The 16,904-nt window shown below is 65.0% G+C and carries 14 protein-coding genes; 6 read left to right on the plus strand and 8 right to left on the minus strand.

Features of this window, described 5'->3' with window-relative positions:
* Positions 1 to 91: 91 nt before the first annotated feature.
* Complete coding sequence (locus LWC34_RS41300; protein ID WP_233730654.1) at positions 92 to 1,537, minus strand: M1 family metallopeptidase; 1,446 nt, start codon at positions 1,535 to 1,537, stop codon at positions 92 to 94.
* Positions 1,538 to 1,577: 40 nt separating this feature from the next.
* On the opposite strand from LWC34_RS41300, the gene LWC34_RS41305 reads away from it, so the two are divergent.
* Positions 1,578 to 2,321: an alpha/beta fold hydrolase gene (locus LWC34_RS41305; RefSeq protein ID WP_233730655.1), complete on the plus strand. Its 744-nt coding sequence runs from the start codon at positions 1,578 to 1,580 to the stop codon at positions 2,319 to 2,321.
* Here the strand turns inward: LWC34_RS41305 and LWC34_RS41310 are convergent.
* Positions 2,314 to 2,835 carry a 2'-5' RNA ligase family protein gene (locus tag LWC34_RS41310; RefSeq protein ID WP_233730656.1) on the minus strand — a complete coding sequence of 174 codons (522 nt, stop codon included), beginning with the start codon at positions 2,833 to 2,835 and terminating at the stop codon, positions 2,314 to 2,316. The two genes, LWC34_RS41305 and LWC34_RS41310, sit on opposite strands and share 8 nt — an antisense overlap.
* A gap of 36 nt (positions 2,836 to 2,871) precedes the next feature.
* Here LWC34_RS41310 and LWC34_RS41315 point away from each other — a divergent pair, with 36 nt between their 5' ends.
* Together LWC34_RS41315 and LWC34_RS41320 are read left to right on the plus strand one after the other, a co-directional pair.
* Complete coding sequence (locus LWC34_RS41315; protein ID WP_233730657.1) at positions 2,872 to 3,180, plus strand: antibiotic biosynthesis monooxygenase family protein; 309 nt, start codon at positions 2,872 to 2,874, stop codon at positions 3,178 to 3,180.
* Positions 3,177 to 3,989 (plus strand): SIR2 family NAD-dependent protein deacylase, encoded by an 813-nt coding sequence (locus LWC34_RS41320; protein ID WP_233730658.1) that lies wholly within the window; start codon positions 3,177 to 3,179, stop codon positions 3,987 to 3,989. The genes LWC34_RS41315 and LWC34_RS41320 overlap by 4 nt, the downstream gene beginning before the upstream one ends.
* On the opposite strand, the gene LWC34_RS41325 is transcribed toward LWC34_RS41320, so the two are convergent.
* On the minus strand, positions 3,976 to 4,950 hold the full coding sequence (locus LWC34_RS41325) for an endonuclease/exonuclease/phosphatase family protein (protein ID WP_233730659.1): 975 nt from the start codon (positions 4,948 to 4,950) through the stop codon (positions 3,976 to 3,978). The genes LWC34_RS41320 and LWC34_RS41325 overlap by 14 nt on opposite strands.
* A 99-nt stretch (positions 4,951 to 5,049) precedes the next feature.
* On the opposite strand from LWC34_RS41325, the gene LWC34_RS41330 reads away from it, so the two are divergent.
* Positions 5,050 to 5,997, plus strand: a complete 948-nt coding sequence (locus LWC34_RS41330; protein ID WP_233730660.1) for an ATP-binding cassette domain-containing protein — start codon at positions 5,050 to 5,052, stop codon at positions 5,995 to 5,997.
* Positions 5,998 to 6,052: 55 nt separating this feature from the next.
* Positions 6,053 to 6,844, plus strand: coding sequence for an ABC transporter permease (locus LWC34_RS41335; RefSeq protein WP_233730661.1), 792 nt, complete (start codon positions 6,053 to 6,055; stop codon positions 6,842 to 6,844).
* Positions 6,845 to 6,848: 4 nt separating this feature from the next.
* Here the strand turns inward: LWC34_RS41335 and LWC34_RS41340 are convergent, their stop codons facing one another.
* The 5 genes from LWC34_RS41340 to lysS all read right to left on the minus strand — a co-directional run bounded on the left by LWC34_RS41340 (position 6,849) and on the right by lysS (position 16,030).
* Positions 6,849 to 10,106: an AfsR/SARP family transcriptional regulator gene (locus LWC34_RS41340; RefSeq protein ID WP_233730662.1), complete on the minus strand. Its 3,258-nt coding sequence runs from the start codon at positions 10,104 to 10,106 to the stop codon at positions 6,849 to 6,851.
* A 124-nt stretch (positions 10,107 to 10,230) separates the two neighbouring features.
* The gene (locus tag LWC34_RS41345) at positions 10,231 to 12,780 is read right to left on the minus strand and encodes an ATP-dependent Clp protease ATP-binding subunit (RefSeq protein ID WP_233730663.1); all 2,550 of its coding nucleotides are present in this window, start codon (positions 12,778 to 12,780) and stop codon (positions 10,231 to 10,233) included.
* A gap of 398 nt (positions 12,781 to 13,178) precedes the next feature.
* On the minus strand, positions 13,179 to 14,003 hold the full coding sequence (locus tag LWC34_RS41350) for an ABC transporter ATP-binding protein (protein WP_233730664.1): 825 nt from the start codon (positions 14,001 to 14,003) through the stop codon (positions 13,179 to 13,181).
* Positions 14,004 to 14,123: 120 nt separating this feature from the next.
* Positions 14,124 to 14,477 (minus strand): histone-like nucleoid-structuring protein Lsr2, encoded by a 354-nt coding sequence (locus tag LWC34_RS41355; protein WP_033393583.1) that lies wholly within the window; start codon positions 14,475 to 14,477, stop codon positions 14,124 to 14,126.
* 98 nt (positions 14,478 to 14,575) lie between these two features.
* Positions 14,576 to 16,030: a lysine--tRNA ligase gene (gene lysS, locus LWC34_RS41360; RefSeq protein ID WP_235730854.1), complete on the minus strand. Its 1,455-nt coding sequence runs from the start codon at positions 16,028 to 16,030 to the stop codon at positions 14,576 to 14,578.
* 117 nt (positions 16,031 to 16,147) lie between these two features.
* Between lysS and LWC34_RS41365 the strand changes: the two genes are divergently transcribed.
* Positions 16,148 to 16,900, plus strand: coding sequence for a class I SAM-dependent methyltransferase (locus tag LWC34_RS41365; RefSeq protein WP_233730666.1), 753 nt, complete (start codon positions 16,148 to 16,150; stop codon positions 16,898 to 16,900).
* Positions 16,901 to 16,904: the final 4 nt, after the last annotated feature.

A 16,904-nucleotide genomic window follows, 5' to 3' on the forward strand; every position in this document is an offset into this window, starting at 1 on the left:
AGGGCCGCCGCTCCGCGACGGCCCTGCCCACCATGCCCTCACAACGTTAAAACACCAGGCCGGTTAGAACCGGCGAAAACACTCACGAGGGTCAACCTCGGAGGGAGCCTGGGTAGAGGTACTGGTCGGCCGGGATCTTGTCGGAGTGGAACCACGCGTCGTAGAACCCGCGTAGATCCTGGCCAGCGATGGTCTGCACGAAGTCCTCGAACTGCTTCCACGTCGCGTTCGCGTCCTTGTGTGCGGCGGGCCATTCCTTCAGCACGCGGTTGAACGCGTCTTCGCCGATCTGCCTGCGCAGCGCGTGGATCGCGAGTACGCCCTTGTCGTAAACGCCGTGGAACTCGTTGCCCTTGCCCATTCCGTAGAGCTTGTTGCCCCAGAACGTGTCGCGGCCTTTGAAACGGTCGATGGCGGTGCGGTAGCGCTGGTCGAGGTTCTGCCGTTCTTTCGCCTCGGTCCACAGCCATTGGCTGTAACTGGCGAAACATTCGTTCAGGCAGATGTCGGCCCACGTGTCCACCGACACCGAATCGCCGAACCACTGGTGCGCGTTCTCGTGCACCACGGTTTCCAGGTTGGTCCACCGTGCGTAGATCGGCCTGCCCTGGGTTTCCAGTGAGAACCCGATGTCCTCGTTCAGGTAGATCCCTCCGGCCGATTTCTGGGGATACCGCCCGAATTTCGAGCTCAGGAAATCGAGGATCTCCGGCAGCCGGGCCTCAAGCGCCTTCTTGTTCTCCGCGCCAGGCGCATAGGCCGTGACTACGGGCGTGCCATCGGCCAATGCGGACCGCTCGTACGTCCACTTGTCGATCCCGATGGTGGTCAGGTAAGTCGCCAGCCGGGTTTCTTCGACCCAGCGGTACGTCGTCCACCCGTCGGCCGCGGTGCTGGGTTCCTCACGGCCGATGGAAACCACCGACCACCCGTCCGGAACCCTGGCGTTGAGCCGGAAAGTGGCCTTGTCGCGCGGATGATCGTTGGCAGGAAACCAGAAAGTCGCCGAATGCGGTTCGCCGGCGACGAAAGAGCCGCCGGAACGGGCTTTCTGCCAGCCGTTCTTGCCGAGCTGGCCGTCTTCCTGAACCGTCGGCGTGCCCTTGTATCGGACGCGCGCCTTGAAAGTCGCGCCTTTCGGCAACGGTTCCGGTGGGGTGATCGACAGTTCATGGTCGCCCTCGCGGGTGAACTGCGCGGGTTTGTCGTCGATATCGACGTTCGAAACGTCGTAACCAATCAAATCCAGGTTGAACTTGTTCAGATCGGCTATGGCGTTCGCGGTGACGGTCGTGTCGCCATCAAGCGTGCCCACACCCGGGTCGTAGCTGATCGAGACGTTGTAATCGGTGACGTCGTACCCGCCGTTGCCGTCCTGCGGGTAATACGGATCGCCCGCGCCATCCGCGCCCGCACCTGCCGCGTTGACGGTCGGCGGGGGTGGCGGCGGGGAATCGGGTGGTGAGCTGGTGCATCCCACAGCCATGATGGAAGTCGCGATCAAGGTCGTCGCGAGGCGGCCGGGTGAGTGCTCCATGCGGCCTAACGTAACGAACGTGGTGTGAGGACGAAGTCGAATGCGTCGAGTGGTCGAATTCGGGGGCTCTGGCCAGGGCATCCTGCTGCTGCACGGACTGATGGGCCGGGCGACGATCTGGTGGCCGGTGGCGCAGTGGCTGACCCGCTACGGCCGCGTTGTCGGGATCGACGCTCGCGCGCACGGCCGTAACTCCGTCAAGACCGGCAGGACCGAGGACTTCGTCGCGGACGCCGCCGAGGTCGTCCGCGAACTCGGGCCGTCGGTGGTGATCGGGCATTCGATGGGCGGGCTGCACGCGTGGGCCCTCGCCGCCACCCACCCTGAACTGGTCAAAGGCATCGTGGTCGAGGACATGGCGCCAGACCAGCGTGGCAAGACCGTGGACAAGTGGAAGTCGTACTTCGACTCGTGGCCGACGCCGTTCCAGTCGCTTGCGCACGTGAAAGCGTTCTTCGGCCAGTACGGCGACCACTTCATCGAATGCTTCGAGGAACGCGAGGACGGCTATCACCTGATCGCCGACCTGGAACGGCTCTACCCGATCGCCAACGAGTGGGGCGAGCGCGACTACTGGGACCTGATCGAGAAGATCCAGTGCCCAATGCTCGCGATCGAAGCCGAGAACAGCGCGATGCCCCCTGGCCAGATGGCACAGATGCCGGTCCGCTCCCCTGGCGGCGGCACCCACATCGTCGTTGCCGGCGCAGGTCACGTGGTGCACCGAGACCAGCCGGAGATCTATCGCGGTGCGGTCGAGGCGTTCCTGTCGTCGCTCACTTGATGATCTCGACCTCCGCGGTCTGTGTGTCCACGATCCCGACGTGCTCGACGCGCGCCTCGATCCGGTCGACCGGGTGCAGCGCGGCGAACCCCTCGACCAGCTTGTGATGGTCGACGCCCTGGGTGAGCGTGCAGTGCGGCGTCCACGAACCCGGCATGAAATACGCCTGGGGTGCCTGCACGCGGCCCGCCAGCACGTCGTGGATGGCCGAGTGGACGGCCAGCAGTTCGTTGTCCACGACCGCGCCGAGCATCAGGACGTTCTCGGTGTCCGGGAAGGTGCCGAGGTTCGACAGCCACAGGTTCGGGATGGCCAGGGTCCGCAACTCGTCCTTGAGCAGGTCACGGGTCTTTCGCGGGATCTGCTTCGCCGCGGCGAACGTCACACGCGGCGCCCACCAGCCGTTCGGATGCTTGGCCAGGCTCGGCACTCCGGCCTGGTCAAGCCTGCGCCACAGCGCTCTGACCTTGCGTTCGGCCTCGTCGTCGAAGAAAACCGCAACAGTGTGAGCCACGGGTGAGCATCATGCCGTGAACAGTAGGGTTGGGTTATGGCAGTCGTGAAGATCAACGCGATCGAGGTGCCCGAAGGCGCGGGCGCCGAACTTGAGAAGCGGTTCGCCGCGCGGTCCAGCACGATCAAGGACTCGCCCGGCTTCCTCAGCTTCGAGTTGCTTCGCCCGGTCAGTGGCGACACCCGGTACTTCGTGCTGACCCGCTGGGTGGACGAGGAGTCGTTCCAGGCGTGGCGCCAGGGCCCGGCGATGGCCGCGCACTCCGGCCCGCCGAGCGACAAGCCCGTGGCCACCGGCGCGAGCCTGCTGGAGTTCGAGATAGTCGAATCGATCTTCAACGAGTGAGTGCGGACTTTGACCGCGCCACGGACCTGATCCGGGGCGCGTCCGCGTTATTGGTGTGCGCGGGTGCCGGTATGGGCGTTGACTCCGGCCTGCCGGATTTCCGTGGCGACGAAGGGTTTTGGCGTGCGTACCCGCCGTACGAACGCCTCGGCCTGAGCTTCGTCGAGCTCGCCGACCCCGTGCACTTCCGGGAGGATCCCGAGTTGGCATGGGGTTTCTACGGCCATCGGCTCAAGCTGTACCGGGAAACCAAGCCACACCAGGGTTTTCACATCATCCGGAGCTGGGGCCTGCCCACCAGGGTGTTCACATCCAATGTGGACGGCCATTTCCAGAAGGCCGGTTTCCCGGACGACCACGTCGCCGAGGTGCACGGGTCGATCAACCACCTGCAGTGTTTCGACCACTGTGGACAGCCGGTGTGGCCCGCCGGGCCGGATGTCGCGATCGACGAGGACACCATGCGGGCGGTCGGCGCGCTGCCGACGTGCCCAGGCTGCGGTGGCCTTGCCCGGCCGAACATCCTGATGTTCGGCGACTGGGACTGGGAAGGCGAACGCAGCGAGCAGGTGCTGGCCGACGTGTCACGCTGGCGCGTCAGCCAGGACAACCTCGCGGTCATCGAACTCGGCGCGGGCAACGCGGTTCCGACCGTGCGCCGGATGTCCGAATTGGCCTCGGCTCGTAACAGCGCGCTGATCCGGATCAACCCGCGGGAGCCGGAAATCCGGCACAGCCGCGGTGTTCAGCTTCCGCTTGGCGCGCTCGATGCGTTGTCCGAATTGGACAAGCGGCTTACGGCAGGTTGACCGACGCCAGCACGGCCCGGTGGTCACTGCCTGCCAAGTCGAACACCTGGTAGTCCAGCACCGCGCACCTTCCGTCGACAAGGATGTGGTCGATGCTCACCGGCGGCGGCCAGATTCCCGCTGGCCACGTCGGTGTCATGCCGCCGCCGCGCTGCTCGCCCGCGTCGATGTAGCCGCGATCGATCACGTCCCGCAGATCCGGGTGATCCAGTGTCGCGTTGAAGTCCCCGACCAGCATCCTCGGCTTGTCCTTGCCTTTGGACGCGTCCGGCAGTTCGGCCAGTTCCGCTTTCCACGTCCCGGTCCACTCTGCCTCGACGCCCGGCGCGGTGTGCACGACCAGGACCTCTGGGTCCACCACTCCGGGCAGGTCCACGATCGCGCTCGGCTGGGCGAACGTGGCCGGGTCGGCGATCTTCGTCTCCTGCAGCGGAAACTTCGATGCCAGCCCCGAGCCGGACGCGCCGCGCTGTGCGTCGAACAGCCGGTACGGCAGCACCCGGTCGATCCCGGCACGGTCGAGGTCCTGGACCATCGCCGGGCTGAGTTCCTGCATGCTGAGCACGTCCACGTTGTGCTGTTTGACCAAGTCCAGCAATGCCACGGCATCCGCTCGGCCGACGTACAGATTCGCTGTCATCACAGTCAGTTGTGGACCGAACACCGTGGGTTGATCGTTGGTCACTATTCGTGGCACGACGGCCGCGCTGGTGATCATCGCGAACGCCAGCACGACCCCGCCGAAGATCCAGCGGCGCATGAACAGCCCGACGACGCCAAGGGCCAGGCCGATCACGCCGATGTACGGCGTCAGCGCGACCGTGGCGATGATGAAGCGGTTGCCGGTGACACCGAGCAGCCGGAGCGCGGCGAAGGCCAGGAACAGCACGGACGGCACTGCCCACAGCACGACGATCCACGTTTTCACCGGTAGCCGGGGCCCTCTGAGCGTCGCTGTCACGACACCAGCTTGCCTCAAACGCGCTGACAGCGTTCTGTGCGCAGCTCAACAGCGATATGCAGGACAGTCGTATCGATGAGATGAACGAGAGGGGGAAGGGTGTCCAACGCGATCGAAGCCGAGGGCTTGGTGAAGAGGTTCGGCGAGACGACCGCGCTCGACGGCGTGGATCTCACCGTGGAAACCGGCGCGATTCTCGGCGTGCTCGGACCCAACGGCGCAGGCAAGACGACCGCGGTGCGGATCCTGGCGACGTTGCAGCACCCAGACGCGGGAACGGCGCGGGTAGGCGGTTTCGACATCCTGCGTGAACCGGTGGCGGTGCGCAGGCTGATCGGGCTGACCGGCCAGTACGCCTCGGTGGACGAAGAGATGTCCGGCCGGGACAACCTGGTGTTGTTCGGCCGCTTGCACGACATGTCCAAAAGAGACGCGCGCACCCGGGCGAAGGAGCTGCTCGACCGGTTCGAGCTCAGCGACGCCGCTGGGCGCGCGGTGAAGACGTATTCCGGCGGTATGCGCCGGAGGCTTGATCTGGCCGCGAGCCTGATGGGCCGCCCACGCGTGCTGTACCTGGACGAGCCGACGACCGGGCTGGACCCGCACAGCCGTAACGAGGTGTGGGACATCGTCCGCAGGCTGACTGACGACGGTGTGACGGTATTGCTGACCACGCAATACCTCGAAGAGGCTGATCAACTGACCGACCGGATCACGGTGTTCGACCACGGCAGGGTCGTCGCGGACGGCACGTCGAACGAGCTGAAGCGAAAGATCGGCGGCCAGACCCTGCAGGTACGGCCGAGCCGCTGGCAGGACATGGATGTGGTTGGGCAGATCCTGCTGGAGCTGACCGGGCGGCACGCCAATCGTGACGTCGACAGCCGGGTGCTCAATACGCCGGTCGACGATCCGCTGATTCTGTCCACAGTGGTCAGCCGGATCGACCAGGCCGGGATTGACGTGGACGAGCTTGGGTTGCGGTTGCCGAGTTTGGACGAGGTGTTCTTGGCGATCACGGGTAGCAAGGAAGGAGCCACCGCATGACAACGGTGCACGCACGGCTTCACCGGCCACCGGCAATCCAGGAAGGAGCCAGCGGATGACCACCATTCCCACCACCGTCACGCCTTTTCAGGCGCTGCGGCAAGGGTTCCTGCTTGCTGGCCGGAGCTTCACCAAACTGCTCAAGAACCCGACCGAGCTGATCGGCCTGATCGTCCAGCCGGTGATCATGCTGATCCTGTTCGTTTTCGTCCTCGGTGGCGCGATCTCCGGCGGCAACAGGGAAGCCTACGTGCAACAACTGGTCCCCGGGCTGATGGTGTACACGACACTCCTGGTCAGCCTCGGCACCGGTGTCGCGCTGTGCACCGATGTCACCGGGGGTGTGTTCGACCGGTTCCGCAGTATGCCGATCGCTCGCTCCGCGCCACTGATCGGCGCCGTACTCGGCGATCTGCCGCGATATGCCTTCTCGGTCGCCCTCACGCTCGGATTCGGCTTCCTCGTCGGTTTCGAAGTACAGACCAACCCGTTCGCGGTCCTGCTTGACCTGCTGCTGATGGTTCTGTTCGCGTTGAGCCTGTGCTGGATCTCGGTGTGGATCGGGCTTGTGGTCAAGAGCCCGCAGACCGTTCCCAACGTGCTGTTCCTGTTCATCATGCCGCTCAGCTTCGGCAGCAGCATCTTCGTATCCGGCACGACCATGCCGGGCTGGCTGCAGGCGGTCACCGAGGTGAACCCGGCGAGCTTCATGACCGAGGTGAACCGGGGCCTTCTGCACGGTGGTCCGGTCGCCGGACCACTGCTTGGCGGCTTGGCCTGGATGGTCGGCCTGATCGCGGTTTTCTACCCGCTGGCGATGGTCGCGTACCGGCGGCGGATGCGTTGACGGCTCAGGGTGTCTCCGCAGGGGGTGCGGAGACACCCTGTCGCAACACCTCAAGCGCCTCGGCAGGCGACAGTTTTTGTGCCTCGGCAAGGGTTTCGTGCTCGGTGGGGCCGAATGTGGCCAGCAGCGCACGATTGTCCGGTGAGCCGACGTCCAACGCTCCACCAATGGCGGAACTGGCCCCCAGCAACCGAGCCGCGGCCGTCAAGTCGCCTTCGGCCGCGGCGATCACAGCCACGGCCTCGCCAACATCGGACGACGTCTGCGCGTCACGCATCGACCGGATCCCGATCTGCGCCGCTTCGAGTGACTCGGCCGCGAGGTCGGTGACCTCGACCAGATCCCGCTCGGTCCGGAAATAGCCCAGCGCGCGCTCGGCTGAGCCAAGTGCTCCGGCCGCAGCCACTCTGGCCTTGGTCAGATCTCCTTCGGACACAAGCAGAAGAGCTTCGACGATGCCTAGCCAGCCGCAGAACGGGTCGCTCAAGTGGTCCGGCCAGCCGTGCAATTCCCGCTGTGCCGCGGCGAAGTGCGCCCGTGCGCTGACGAGATCACCACGTGCCCGGTTGACCGTGGTGAGCCGGGCAAGGACTCCAAGGGTGACCGGGCGCTGGCCAGTCTTCGTGCTGAGCACCAACAAGCGCTCCAGCTCGGTTCGCGCCCGCTCCAAGTCGCCGAGCCGGTAGTACTGGTCGGCGATTCTGCTGCCGGTCAACGGCGGCTCAGGCAACGGCCCCAGCTCGATCTCCAGCTCGCGCGCCTCGCTGTGCAGCTCGAGCGCCTTGGTGATTTCGCCAAGCGTGGACAGGTGGTTCGCCAAGCCGTTGAGCGACATCGCCAAGCCCCACCGGTCGCCGATCTTGCGGAACCGGCGGATCGCGGCGGCGTGCCAACGCTTCGACACCTCGAACTGGCCGACGTTCTCCGCGGATATCGCCCCACCGAGAACGACCGTCGCCCGCGCCCATGGATCCGGATGGCGCAACGCACGGCGGAAAGCGGCGCCCGCGGCCTGGAAATCCCCCAGCATCCCGTACGCGGTGGCTTCCATCAGCACGACCATCGGCGACGCTTTCTCGGTCCCTGCCTGGCAGAGCTCGATCATCTGGACGATCTCGTCCTCGTGCGGCTCCTCGACACCGCCAAGCACCGACAGCATCCGGATCAGCATCACGGTGTGCTGCGGCGCACGGTCCTCCATCTGACGCATCCGGGCGATCGGCAGGATCTGCTCGGACAGCGTTTCGCCGAAAAGTCCTTGCCGCTCAAGCCAATACCAAGCCCAGCTGTGCACGATCCGGAACGACGTCTCGGCGTCGTCCTGATCGACCGCGTACCGGACCGCGGCGATCACGTTCTCCCGCTCGGCATCCAGCATCTTGAGCCAGCGAACCTGATCCGGCCCACGCAAATGCGGATCCGCGTGCTCGGTCATCGCCATCACCCACGCGGCGAACCGGGTCATGAACTTCTCGGTGCCGGAGAGTCGTTCCGCCGCAAAGGCCTTCACCGTCTGCAGCATCCGGTAGCGCGGTCGGCCGTCGAGCCCTTCACCCGCCTCGACAAAGGACTTCTCCACCAGCGACGCCAGAACGTACACCACGTCGTCGGCGGGAAGCTCATCGTCGGCACAGACCGCGACAATCGCTTCCAAAGTGGATGGACTGGCGAACACCGACAACCGGCTCGCCATCGTCCGTTCGGCCTCGGTCAGCAGGCTCCAACTCCACTCAACCACCGCGCCAAGGGTTTGGTGCCGCGGCAACGAAGTTCGGCTGCCGCCGGTGAGCAACCGGAACCGGTCGTCGAGCCGTTCGGCGACTTGCCCGACCGTCATCGACCGCAACCGTGCAGCCGCCAGTTCAAGAGCCAACGGCAAACCGTCGAGCTGACGGCAAATCGAAACGACCTCAGCACAGTTGGATCCGTCCACAGTGAACCCAGGCCGGACGGATCGCGCGCGGTCAAGGAAAAGCCGGACAGCCGCGCGCTCAACCGCTTGCTGCGCGGACGTGTCCTCCTCCGGCAGCTCCAACGGCCCAACCGGGAACAGGGTTTCCCCAGTGATCGCCAGCGGTTCCCGGCTCGTGGTCAGGATCCTCAGCCGCGGGCACCCAGCCAGCAACGTCTCGGCCAGGTGAGCGACCGCGGAAATGACGTGCTCGCAGTTGTCCAACACAATCAGCTCGGACCGGTCCGCGAGCGCGTCAAGCAGCCGAGTCATCACGTCGACCGGACGGTGCCAGCTCCGCGGATTCTCGGGAACAGCCGAATCCCCCAGGCCCAGTTCGGTCACCACAGCGACAGGAACATCGACCGCTTCCCGCAGCCCAGCCAGGTGGACGAACCACACCCGATCCGCCACGCGGCCCGCGGCTTCCGTTGCCAGCCTTGTCTTTCCGGCACCGCCAGGCCCGACAAGGGTGACCAACCGATCGCTGCCGAGCAGCCGTTCCAACTCGGACAGCTCGTGCCCTCGACCAACGAAACTCGTCAACTGCGCGGGCAATCTGGTGCCAGTGTTCGGGACTTCGGCCGATGTCGCCCGCAGCAGCGACAGATGGGCCTCCTGCAACTCCGGGCTCGGATCCACCCCAAGTTCGCTGGCCAGGTTCTGGCGTGCGATCTCGTACGCAGCCAAGGCATCCGCCTGCCTGCCAGCCTTGCGCAAGGCCCGGATCAGCAGCGCGGTCAGTCGTTCCCTGAGCGGGTTCTCCCTGGTCAGGGCCTGCAGCTCGGCGATGACGTCAGCCTCGTGGCCCCGCCGGATGTCCGCGTCGATCCGGTCTTCCAACGCCGTCAACCGCAACTCACCTAGCCGAGCCACAGCCGCCGCGGCGAAAGGCGCTTCAGCGACATCCACCAAAGCCGGGCCGCGCCACAACTTCAACGCGCTGGCAAGAACTTCAGCCGCCTGGGCAACCTGGTTCTGTTTGAGCAGACGGCTGCCTTCAGCGGCAAGGCGTTGGAACGTGTCCGCGTCCACTTCCGTTGCCGCCAAGGCATATCCGGCCGGATAGGACTCGATCCGCTTGGCCAAACCCGTCTTACGCAACCGGGAAACCAAGGACTGCAAGGCGTTCGTCGCGTCGACGGGCGGCTGCGCGCCCCACAAGCTGTCGATCAACGCCTCGACCGGCACGATCCGGTTGGCGTCAAGGGCAAGGCGGACCAGCAGCATACGCAGGCGTGGGCCGCCGACCTCGATTTCCTGGCCGGCGGTGTCGGTCAGGCACAACGGCCCGAGCACAGCTACTCGCACAGTCCCAGCATGTCATCCCTCGTGAGTGGTTATCAGGGTTAGAACACGCATAACCACTCACGACAGGCATGCGAAAGGCGACTCCCTGGGGAGTCGCCTTTCGTGCTAGTCGGATCGATCAGCCTCAGTCTTCCAGACCCTCGGCCTCACCTGCGCTGCCCGCCGAGGCGGCCAGGTCGACCGGGGGCGAGTCCGGGACGTTGCGCGGCTTGGCTTCGCCACGGAAGACGAAGTGCGCCTTGTCGTCCGAACCTTCGCCGTCCCAGCCTTCGACGTCGCCGATCACGATCTGACCCGGCTCGAGCTCGCCGAACAGGATCTTCTCGCTCAGCTGGTCCTCGATCTCGCGCTGGATGGTCCGGCGCAGCGGCCGGGCACCGAGCACGGGGTCGAAACCACGCTTGGCCAGCAGCTTCTTCGCCAGCGGGGTCAGCTCGAGAGCCATGTCCTTGTTCCGCAGCTGGACCTCGACCCGGCTGATCATCAAGTCGACCATCCGGATGATCTCGTCCTCCGTGAGCTGGTGGAAGACGATGATGTCGTCGATACGGTTGAGGAACTCCGGGCGGAAGTGCTTCTTCAGCTCGTCGTTGACCTTCTGCTTCATCCGCTCGTAGTTGTTCGACTGCTCGCCACCACCGGCGAACCCGAGCGACACCGCCTTGGAGATGTCCTGCGTGCCCAGGTTCGACGTGAAGATGATGACCGTGTTCTTGAAGTCGACCGTACGACCCTGACCGTCGGTCAGGCGGCCGTCTTCAAGCACCTGCAGGAGGGTGTTGTAGACCTCCTGGTGCGCCTTCTCGATCTCGTCGAACAGCACGACGGAGAACGGCTTGCGGCGGACCTTCTCGGTCAGCTGGCCGCCCTCTTCGTATCCGACGTAACCGGGAGGGGCACCGAACAGCCGCGAAGCGGTGTAGCGGTCGTGGAACTCACCCATGTCGATCTGGATGAGGGCGTCGTCCTCGCCGAACAGGAAGTTCGCCAGTGCCTTCGACAGCTCGGTCTTACCGACACCGGACGGGCCGGCGAAGATGAACGAGCCGCTGGGGCGCTTCGGGTCCTTCAGGCCGGCACGGGTCCGGCGGATCGCCTTGGAGACAGCCTTGACGGCTTCCTCCTGGCCGATGATCCGCTTGTGGACCTCGTCCTCCATGCGCAGCAGGCGGGTGGTCTCCTCCTCGGTCAGCTTGAAGACCGGGATACCCGTCCAGTGCGCGAGGACCTCGGCGATCTGCTCCTCGTCGACCTCGGCGACGACGTCGAGGTCGCCGTCCTTCCACTGCTTCTCCCGCTCGGCCTTCTGGCCGAGCAGCTGCTTCTCCGAGTCACGGAGTTTCGCGGCCCGCTCGAAGTCCTGAGCGTCGATCGCCGATTCCTTCTCCCGGCGCACGTCCGCGATCTTCTCGTCGAACTCACGCAGGTCCGGCGGCGCGGTCATCCGGCGGATGCGCATCCGGGCACCGGCCTCGTCGATCAGGTCGATCGCCTTGTCCGGCAGGAAGCGGTCGTTGATGTACCGGTCGGCCAGCGTGGCCGCCTGCACGAGCGCGCCGTCGGTGATCGAGACGCGGTGGTGCGCCTCGTAGCGGTCACGCAGACCCTTCAGGATCTCGATCGTGTGCTCGAGGTTCGGCTCACCGACCTGGATCGGCTGGAACCGGCGCTCAAGCGCGGGATCCTTCTCCACGTACTTGCGGTATTCCTCGAGCGTGGTCGCGCCGATGGTCTGCAGCTCACCACGGGCCAGCATCGGCTTGAGGATGGAGGCCGCGTCGATCGCGCCCTCGGCGGCACCCGCGCCGACGAGCGTGTGGATCTCGTCGATGAACAGGATGATGTCGCCGCGGGTGCGGATCTCCTTGAGGACCTTCTTCAAGCGCTCCTCGAAGTCACCGCGGTAACGCGAGCCCGCGACGAGCGATCCGAGGTCCAGCGTGTAGAGCTGCTTGTCCTTCAGCGTCTCGGGCACCTCGCCCTTGACCACCATCTGCGCCAGACCCTCGACGACCGCGGTCTTGCCGACACCCGGCTCGCCGATCAGGACTGGGTTGTTCTTGGTACGGCGGGACAGCACCTGCATGACCCGCTCGATCTCCTTGGACCGGCCGATCACCGGGTCCAGCTTGCCCTCGCGGGCGCTGGCGGTGAGGTTGCGACCGAACTGGTCGAGCACCAGCGAGGAGGACGGGGTGCCCTCGCCGCGGCTGCCCGGCTCGGTCTCCGGCTTGCCCTGGTAGCCCGACAGGAGCTGGAGAACCTGCTGGCGGACCCGGTTGAGGTCGGCGCCGAGCTTGACCAGCACCTGGGCGGCGACGCCCTCGCCCTCACGGATCAGCCCGAGCAGGATGTGCTCCGTGCCGATGTAGTTGTGGCCGAGCTGCAGCGCCTCGCGCAGTGACAGCTCAAGCACCTTCTTCGCCCGAGGCGTGAAGGGGATGTGACCGGATGGCGCGTGCTGCCCTTGGCCGATGATCTCCTCGACCTGCTGACGCACGCCTTCCAGGGCGATCCCGAGCGACTCGAGCGCCTTCGCCGCGACACCTTCACCCTCGTGGATCAAGCCCAGGAGGATGTGCTCGGTGCCGATGTAGTTGTGGTTGAGCATCCTGGCTTCTTCCTGGGCCAGGACAACCACCCGCCTCGCGCGGTCGGTGAACCTCTCGAACATTCGCACTCCCTGACTGCTGCGCCGGCGGCCCTTTCACCACTCGTCATGTTGGTGGATTCAGCACCGTAGGACCACTGTAGTCGCCCGGCCTGTCGCGCTCAGTGCCACTGACGACCACAGATTGGTGACGGACCAGGAACTTTGCCTGACGTCACCACCGAACACCGCTTACAACGTGGGTTCTCGGCGATGGATTCCACCCAATGGAACGGTTCCGCTGTCCGCGAACAGCATGCGTCCAAGCGTGACGGCGATCACTTTCTCACTCGATCGGCGCAACAGACATGCCCCCACCGCTCCCGGGGGGCGACCCCGTGGCCAGTCTATCGGTGGTGCTTGATCAACATCTGTTTCGCGGAGGGCTGTGGACAACCAGATTTGCCGATGATCCCTTCGGCTCAACTCGCCGCTTCCTCCGCCGCGGCGAGCGCGCGGTGGCGGGTGCCGATCGGCACCACCATCGGGGTACCGGCGACCGGGTCGGTGAGGATCTTGGCATCCAGCTCGAACACGTCCCTGAGCAGGTTCTCGGTCAGCACGTCGGCCGGCGCGCCCTGAGCCACGATCTTTCCGGACCGCATTGCCACCAGCCGGTCGGAATAACGGGCCGCGAGATTCAGATCGTGCAACACCATGACCACTGTCGTGCCACGAGTCGTATGCAGATCGTGCACCAGATCCAGCACGTCGACCTGGTGTGCCAGATCCAGATAAGTGATCGGCTCGTCCAGCAACAACAACTCTGTTCCCTGTGCGAGCGTCATTGAAATCCACGCGCGTTGCCGTTGGCCGCCGGAAAGCTCGTCGACTACCCGATTCGCGTGCTCGTCCATCTTGGTCAGCCGCAATGCGTCGGTGACCGCCGCTTCGTCTTCCACTGACCATTGGCGGTACCAGGTCTGGTGTGGGTGCCTGCCGCGTGCAACCAGGTCCGCGACCGTCAGGCCGTCGGGAGCGACTGGTGTCTGTGGGAGCAGGCCGACCGTCCGCGCCACCTCTTTGGTCGGCAGTTTGTCGATGCGCTTGCCGTCCAGCAGGACCTGGCCCGCTCGCGGTGCGAGCAGACGGCCGAGCGCACGCAACAGCGTCGACTTGCCGCAGCCGTTCGGGCCGATCACCGAGGTCACGGTGCCGGTGGGGACGTCGAGGTCGAGGCCGTCGACCACGAGCCGCTCGCCGTAGCCGAGCGCCAAGTCGCTCGCCTGTAACCGAACCTGAGTCACCTGACACCTCCCGTAGCGGTTAGGTAAGGCTAACTGACCCTCCTGGCCTGGCCCAACCCGGGAATCGGGACGATAAAAAAGGCCCGCAGCGAGCCGCGGGCCGTTGAGGACTTCCGGATTTCAGTCCCTGTTGTTGTGGTAAGCCTCGGTGACTTCCTTCGGGATACGGCCGCGATCGGAAACTTTGTATCCCTTCTTACGCGCCCACTCCCGAATTGCCTGGTTCTGGTCCCTGTCAACCGCGGCCGTCCGCGCGACCCGGCCACCGACCCCAAGCCGACCTGCTGCTCGCTTACGACCACCGGAACGGCGGGCGTGGTCCACATAGTCGCTCAGGATCTCCCTGAGCTTCCCGGCATTGTCGCCGGACAGGTCGATCTGGTACGAAACGCCGTCAAGCCCGAACTCGAGCGTCTCTTCGGCTTCCGAACCGTCAATGTCGTCAACGAGGGTCACCGTGACCTTCTGCGCCATACGCCGCCTCCTCGGGATGATTCCGGTACGGAATGATTCTCGCCTGGACGTAGGCTAGCGCAAATCCATCCGAATTTGCATAGTCACTCACCCATGTTTCATTGCGGACGAACGAGTGGGAACAGGATCGTCTCCCTGATCCCGAGTCCGGTGAGTGCCATCAGCAGCCGATCGATACCCATTCCGACTCCACCGCTGGGTGGCATTCCGTACTCCAGTGCGCGCAGAAAGTCCTCGTCCAACTGCATCGCCTCATCGTCACCGGCAGCGGCCAACCTGGCCTGATCCATCAGCCTTTGCCGTTCGACGACCGGGTCGACAAGCTCCGAGTAACCGGTACCGAGTTCGAAACCACGGATGTAAAGATCCCATTTCTCGGCAACACCCGGCGTGTCGCGATGCTGGCGTGTCAACGGGGAAGTCTCGACCGGGAAATCACGGACGAAAGTCGGTGCGAAGAGGTCGTTGCCGACCAGGTGCTCCCACAGCTCCTCGACCAGCTTGCCGTGCCCGAGCTTCGGCGCGAGTTCAAGTCCGAGCCGCTCGGCGAACTTGCGCAACTGCTCGACGGAAGTCTCCGGGGTCACCTCTTCACCAAGGGCCTCGGACAACGATCCGTACATTGTCAGCGCGGTCCATTCCCCGGAAAGGTCGTACTCCGAACCGTCCGTAAGGGTGACAACCTGGGTACCGAAAACCGCGTCGGCCGCCTCTTGGATCAGCTCACGGGTCAGTACGCCGACTGAGTCGTAAGTCGCGTACGCCTGGTAGAACTCCAGCATCGCGAACTCAGGCGAATGCGATGAATCGCTTCCCTCATTGCGGAAGTTGCGGTTGATCTCGAACACCTTCTCGATCCCGCCGACCACGCACCTCTTCAGGTACAGCTCCGGCGCGATCCGCAGGAAGAGCTCGATATCGAAGGCGTTCGAGTGGGTCGTGAACGGCCGCGCCGCCGCGCCGCCGTGCAGCGTCTGCAGCATCGGCGTCTCCACCTCGGTGAACCCGCGCCGGTGGAAGCTGTCACGCAGCGACCGCATCACGTCTGCCCTGGTCTGCACCACATTTCGGGCCTGCGGGCGCATGATCAGGTCGACGTAGCGCTGCCTGATCCGGGTCTCCTCGGACAGCTCTTTGTGCGCGACCGGCAATGGGCGGAGTGCCTTGGCAGCCATTCGCCATTCTTCGGCCATCACCGAGAGCTCGCCGCGCTTGGAGGTGATCACCTCGCCTCGGACGAATACGTGGTCACCGAGGTCCACGTCGGACTTCCAGGCGGCGAGCGCCTCCTCGCCGACGTTGGCGAGGCTCAGCATGGCCTGCAGTTCCGTCCCGTCGCCCTCGCGCAACGTGGCGAAACAGAGCTTGCCAGTGTTGCGCAGGAACATCACCCTACCGGTGATTCCGACCACGTCACCGGTGGCCGCGCCGGGCGCCAAGTCGGGATATTTCGCCCGGATCTCGGCGAGCGTGTTGGTCCTCGGCAGTTCGACCGGATAGGCCTCGACACCGGCGGCGAGCAGCCGCTCCCGCTTCTCCCTGCGGATGCGCATCTGCTCGGGGAGGTCGTCTTGCTCGGGCGCTGGGGAAACGTGCTCGTCACTCACGGCTGCAAAGGGTACGGAAAAGGCCTGCGGCAAAGCCAACCGGATATAGATAGCGTGGCTGGTGTGACCGAACTACCGGATGCGGAACTACGGGCACGGCGCGCGAACTCCTTCGGTGCGCAGGCTGCCGAGTACGCCCGCTACCGGCCGGGGTATCCGGCCGGCGCGATCGACTGGGTACTGCCACAAGGCGCGGCCGACGTTCTTGATCTCGCCGCCGGTACCGGAAAACTCACCGAATCATTGATCGGGCGCGGCCTGAACGTCACCGCGGTCGAACCCGATCCGGCGATGCTCGGCGAACTAAGAAAACGATTTCCGTCGGTCCGCGCGTTGGCCGGCACCGCCGAACAGATCCCGTTGCCCGATTCCAGCGTCGATGCCGTACTCGTCGGGCAGGCGTTCCATTGGTTCGATCCGCAACGGGCCCTTACCGAGATTGGCCGGGTGTTGCGGCAAGGCGGGATGTTGGGCGCGCTGTGGAACCATGAGGATGAACAGGTTCCGTGGGTTTCCACTTTCGACAAACTGGCCAGGGCCAGGGCCCACCGATCGTGGACGCGGCCGGCGCAGTTTTCGGATCATCCGCTCTTCGGCCGGTTCGAACAACAGGATTTCCGGCATACCGTCCGGCACACCGTGGAAAGTTTGCTCGCGATGATCGGCACGCATTCCCACATGCTTGTCGCCAGTTCGGAAGAACGCCAGGAACTCAACGAGCGGATGCGCGCATACCTGTTGGCGCAGCCGGAAACCGAGCCCGGCGAGTTCGATTTTCCCTTCCAGACTACAGTTTACCGAGGCAGTAGGTCGTGAGTGG

Origin of the sequence: Kibdelosporangium philippinense (genome assembly GCF_021390435.2) — a bacterium.
GTDB lineage: Bacteria > Actinomycetota > Actinomycetes > Mycobacteriales > Pseudonocardiaceae > Kibdelosporangium > Kibdelosporangium philippinense.

What these genes read in the sequence shown, in the direction of transcription:
- LWC34_RS41305 (WP_233730655.1), top strand. Translation starts at nt 1,578, where the DNA reads ATGCGTCGAGTGGTCGAATTCGGGGGCTCTGGCCAGGGCATCCTGCTG.
- LWC34_RS41355 (WP_033393583.1), bottom strand. Translation starts at nt 14,477, where the DNA reads ATGGCGCAGAAGGTCACGGTGACCCTCGTTGACGACATTGACGGTTCG.
- LWC34_RS41300 (WP_233730654.1), bottom strand. Translation starts at nt 1,537, where the DNA reads ATGGAGCACTCACCCGGCCGCCTCGCGACGACCTTGATCGCGACTTCC.
- lysS (WP_235730854.1), bottom strand. Translation starts at nt 16,030, where the DNA reads ATGCGCATCCGCAGGGAGAAGCGGGAGCGGCTGCTCGCCGCCGGTGTC.
- LWC34_RS41315 (WP_233730657.1), top strand. Translation starts at nt 2,872, where the DNA reads ATGGCAGTCGTGAAGATCAACGCGATCGAGGTGCCCGAAGGCGCGGGC.
- LWC34_RS41345 (WP_233730663.1), bottom strand. Translation starts at nt 12,780, where the DNA reads ATGTTCGAGAGGTTCACCGACCGCGCGAGGCGGGTGGTTGTCCTGGCC.
- LWC34_RS41335 (WP_233730661.1), top strand. Translation starts at nt 6,053, where the DNA reads ATGACCACCATTCCCACCACCGTCACGCCTTTTCAGGCGCTGCGGCAA.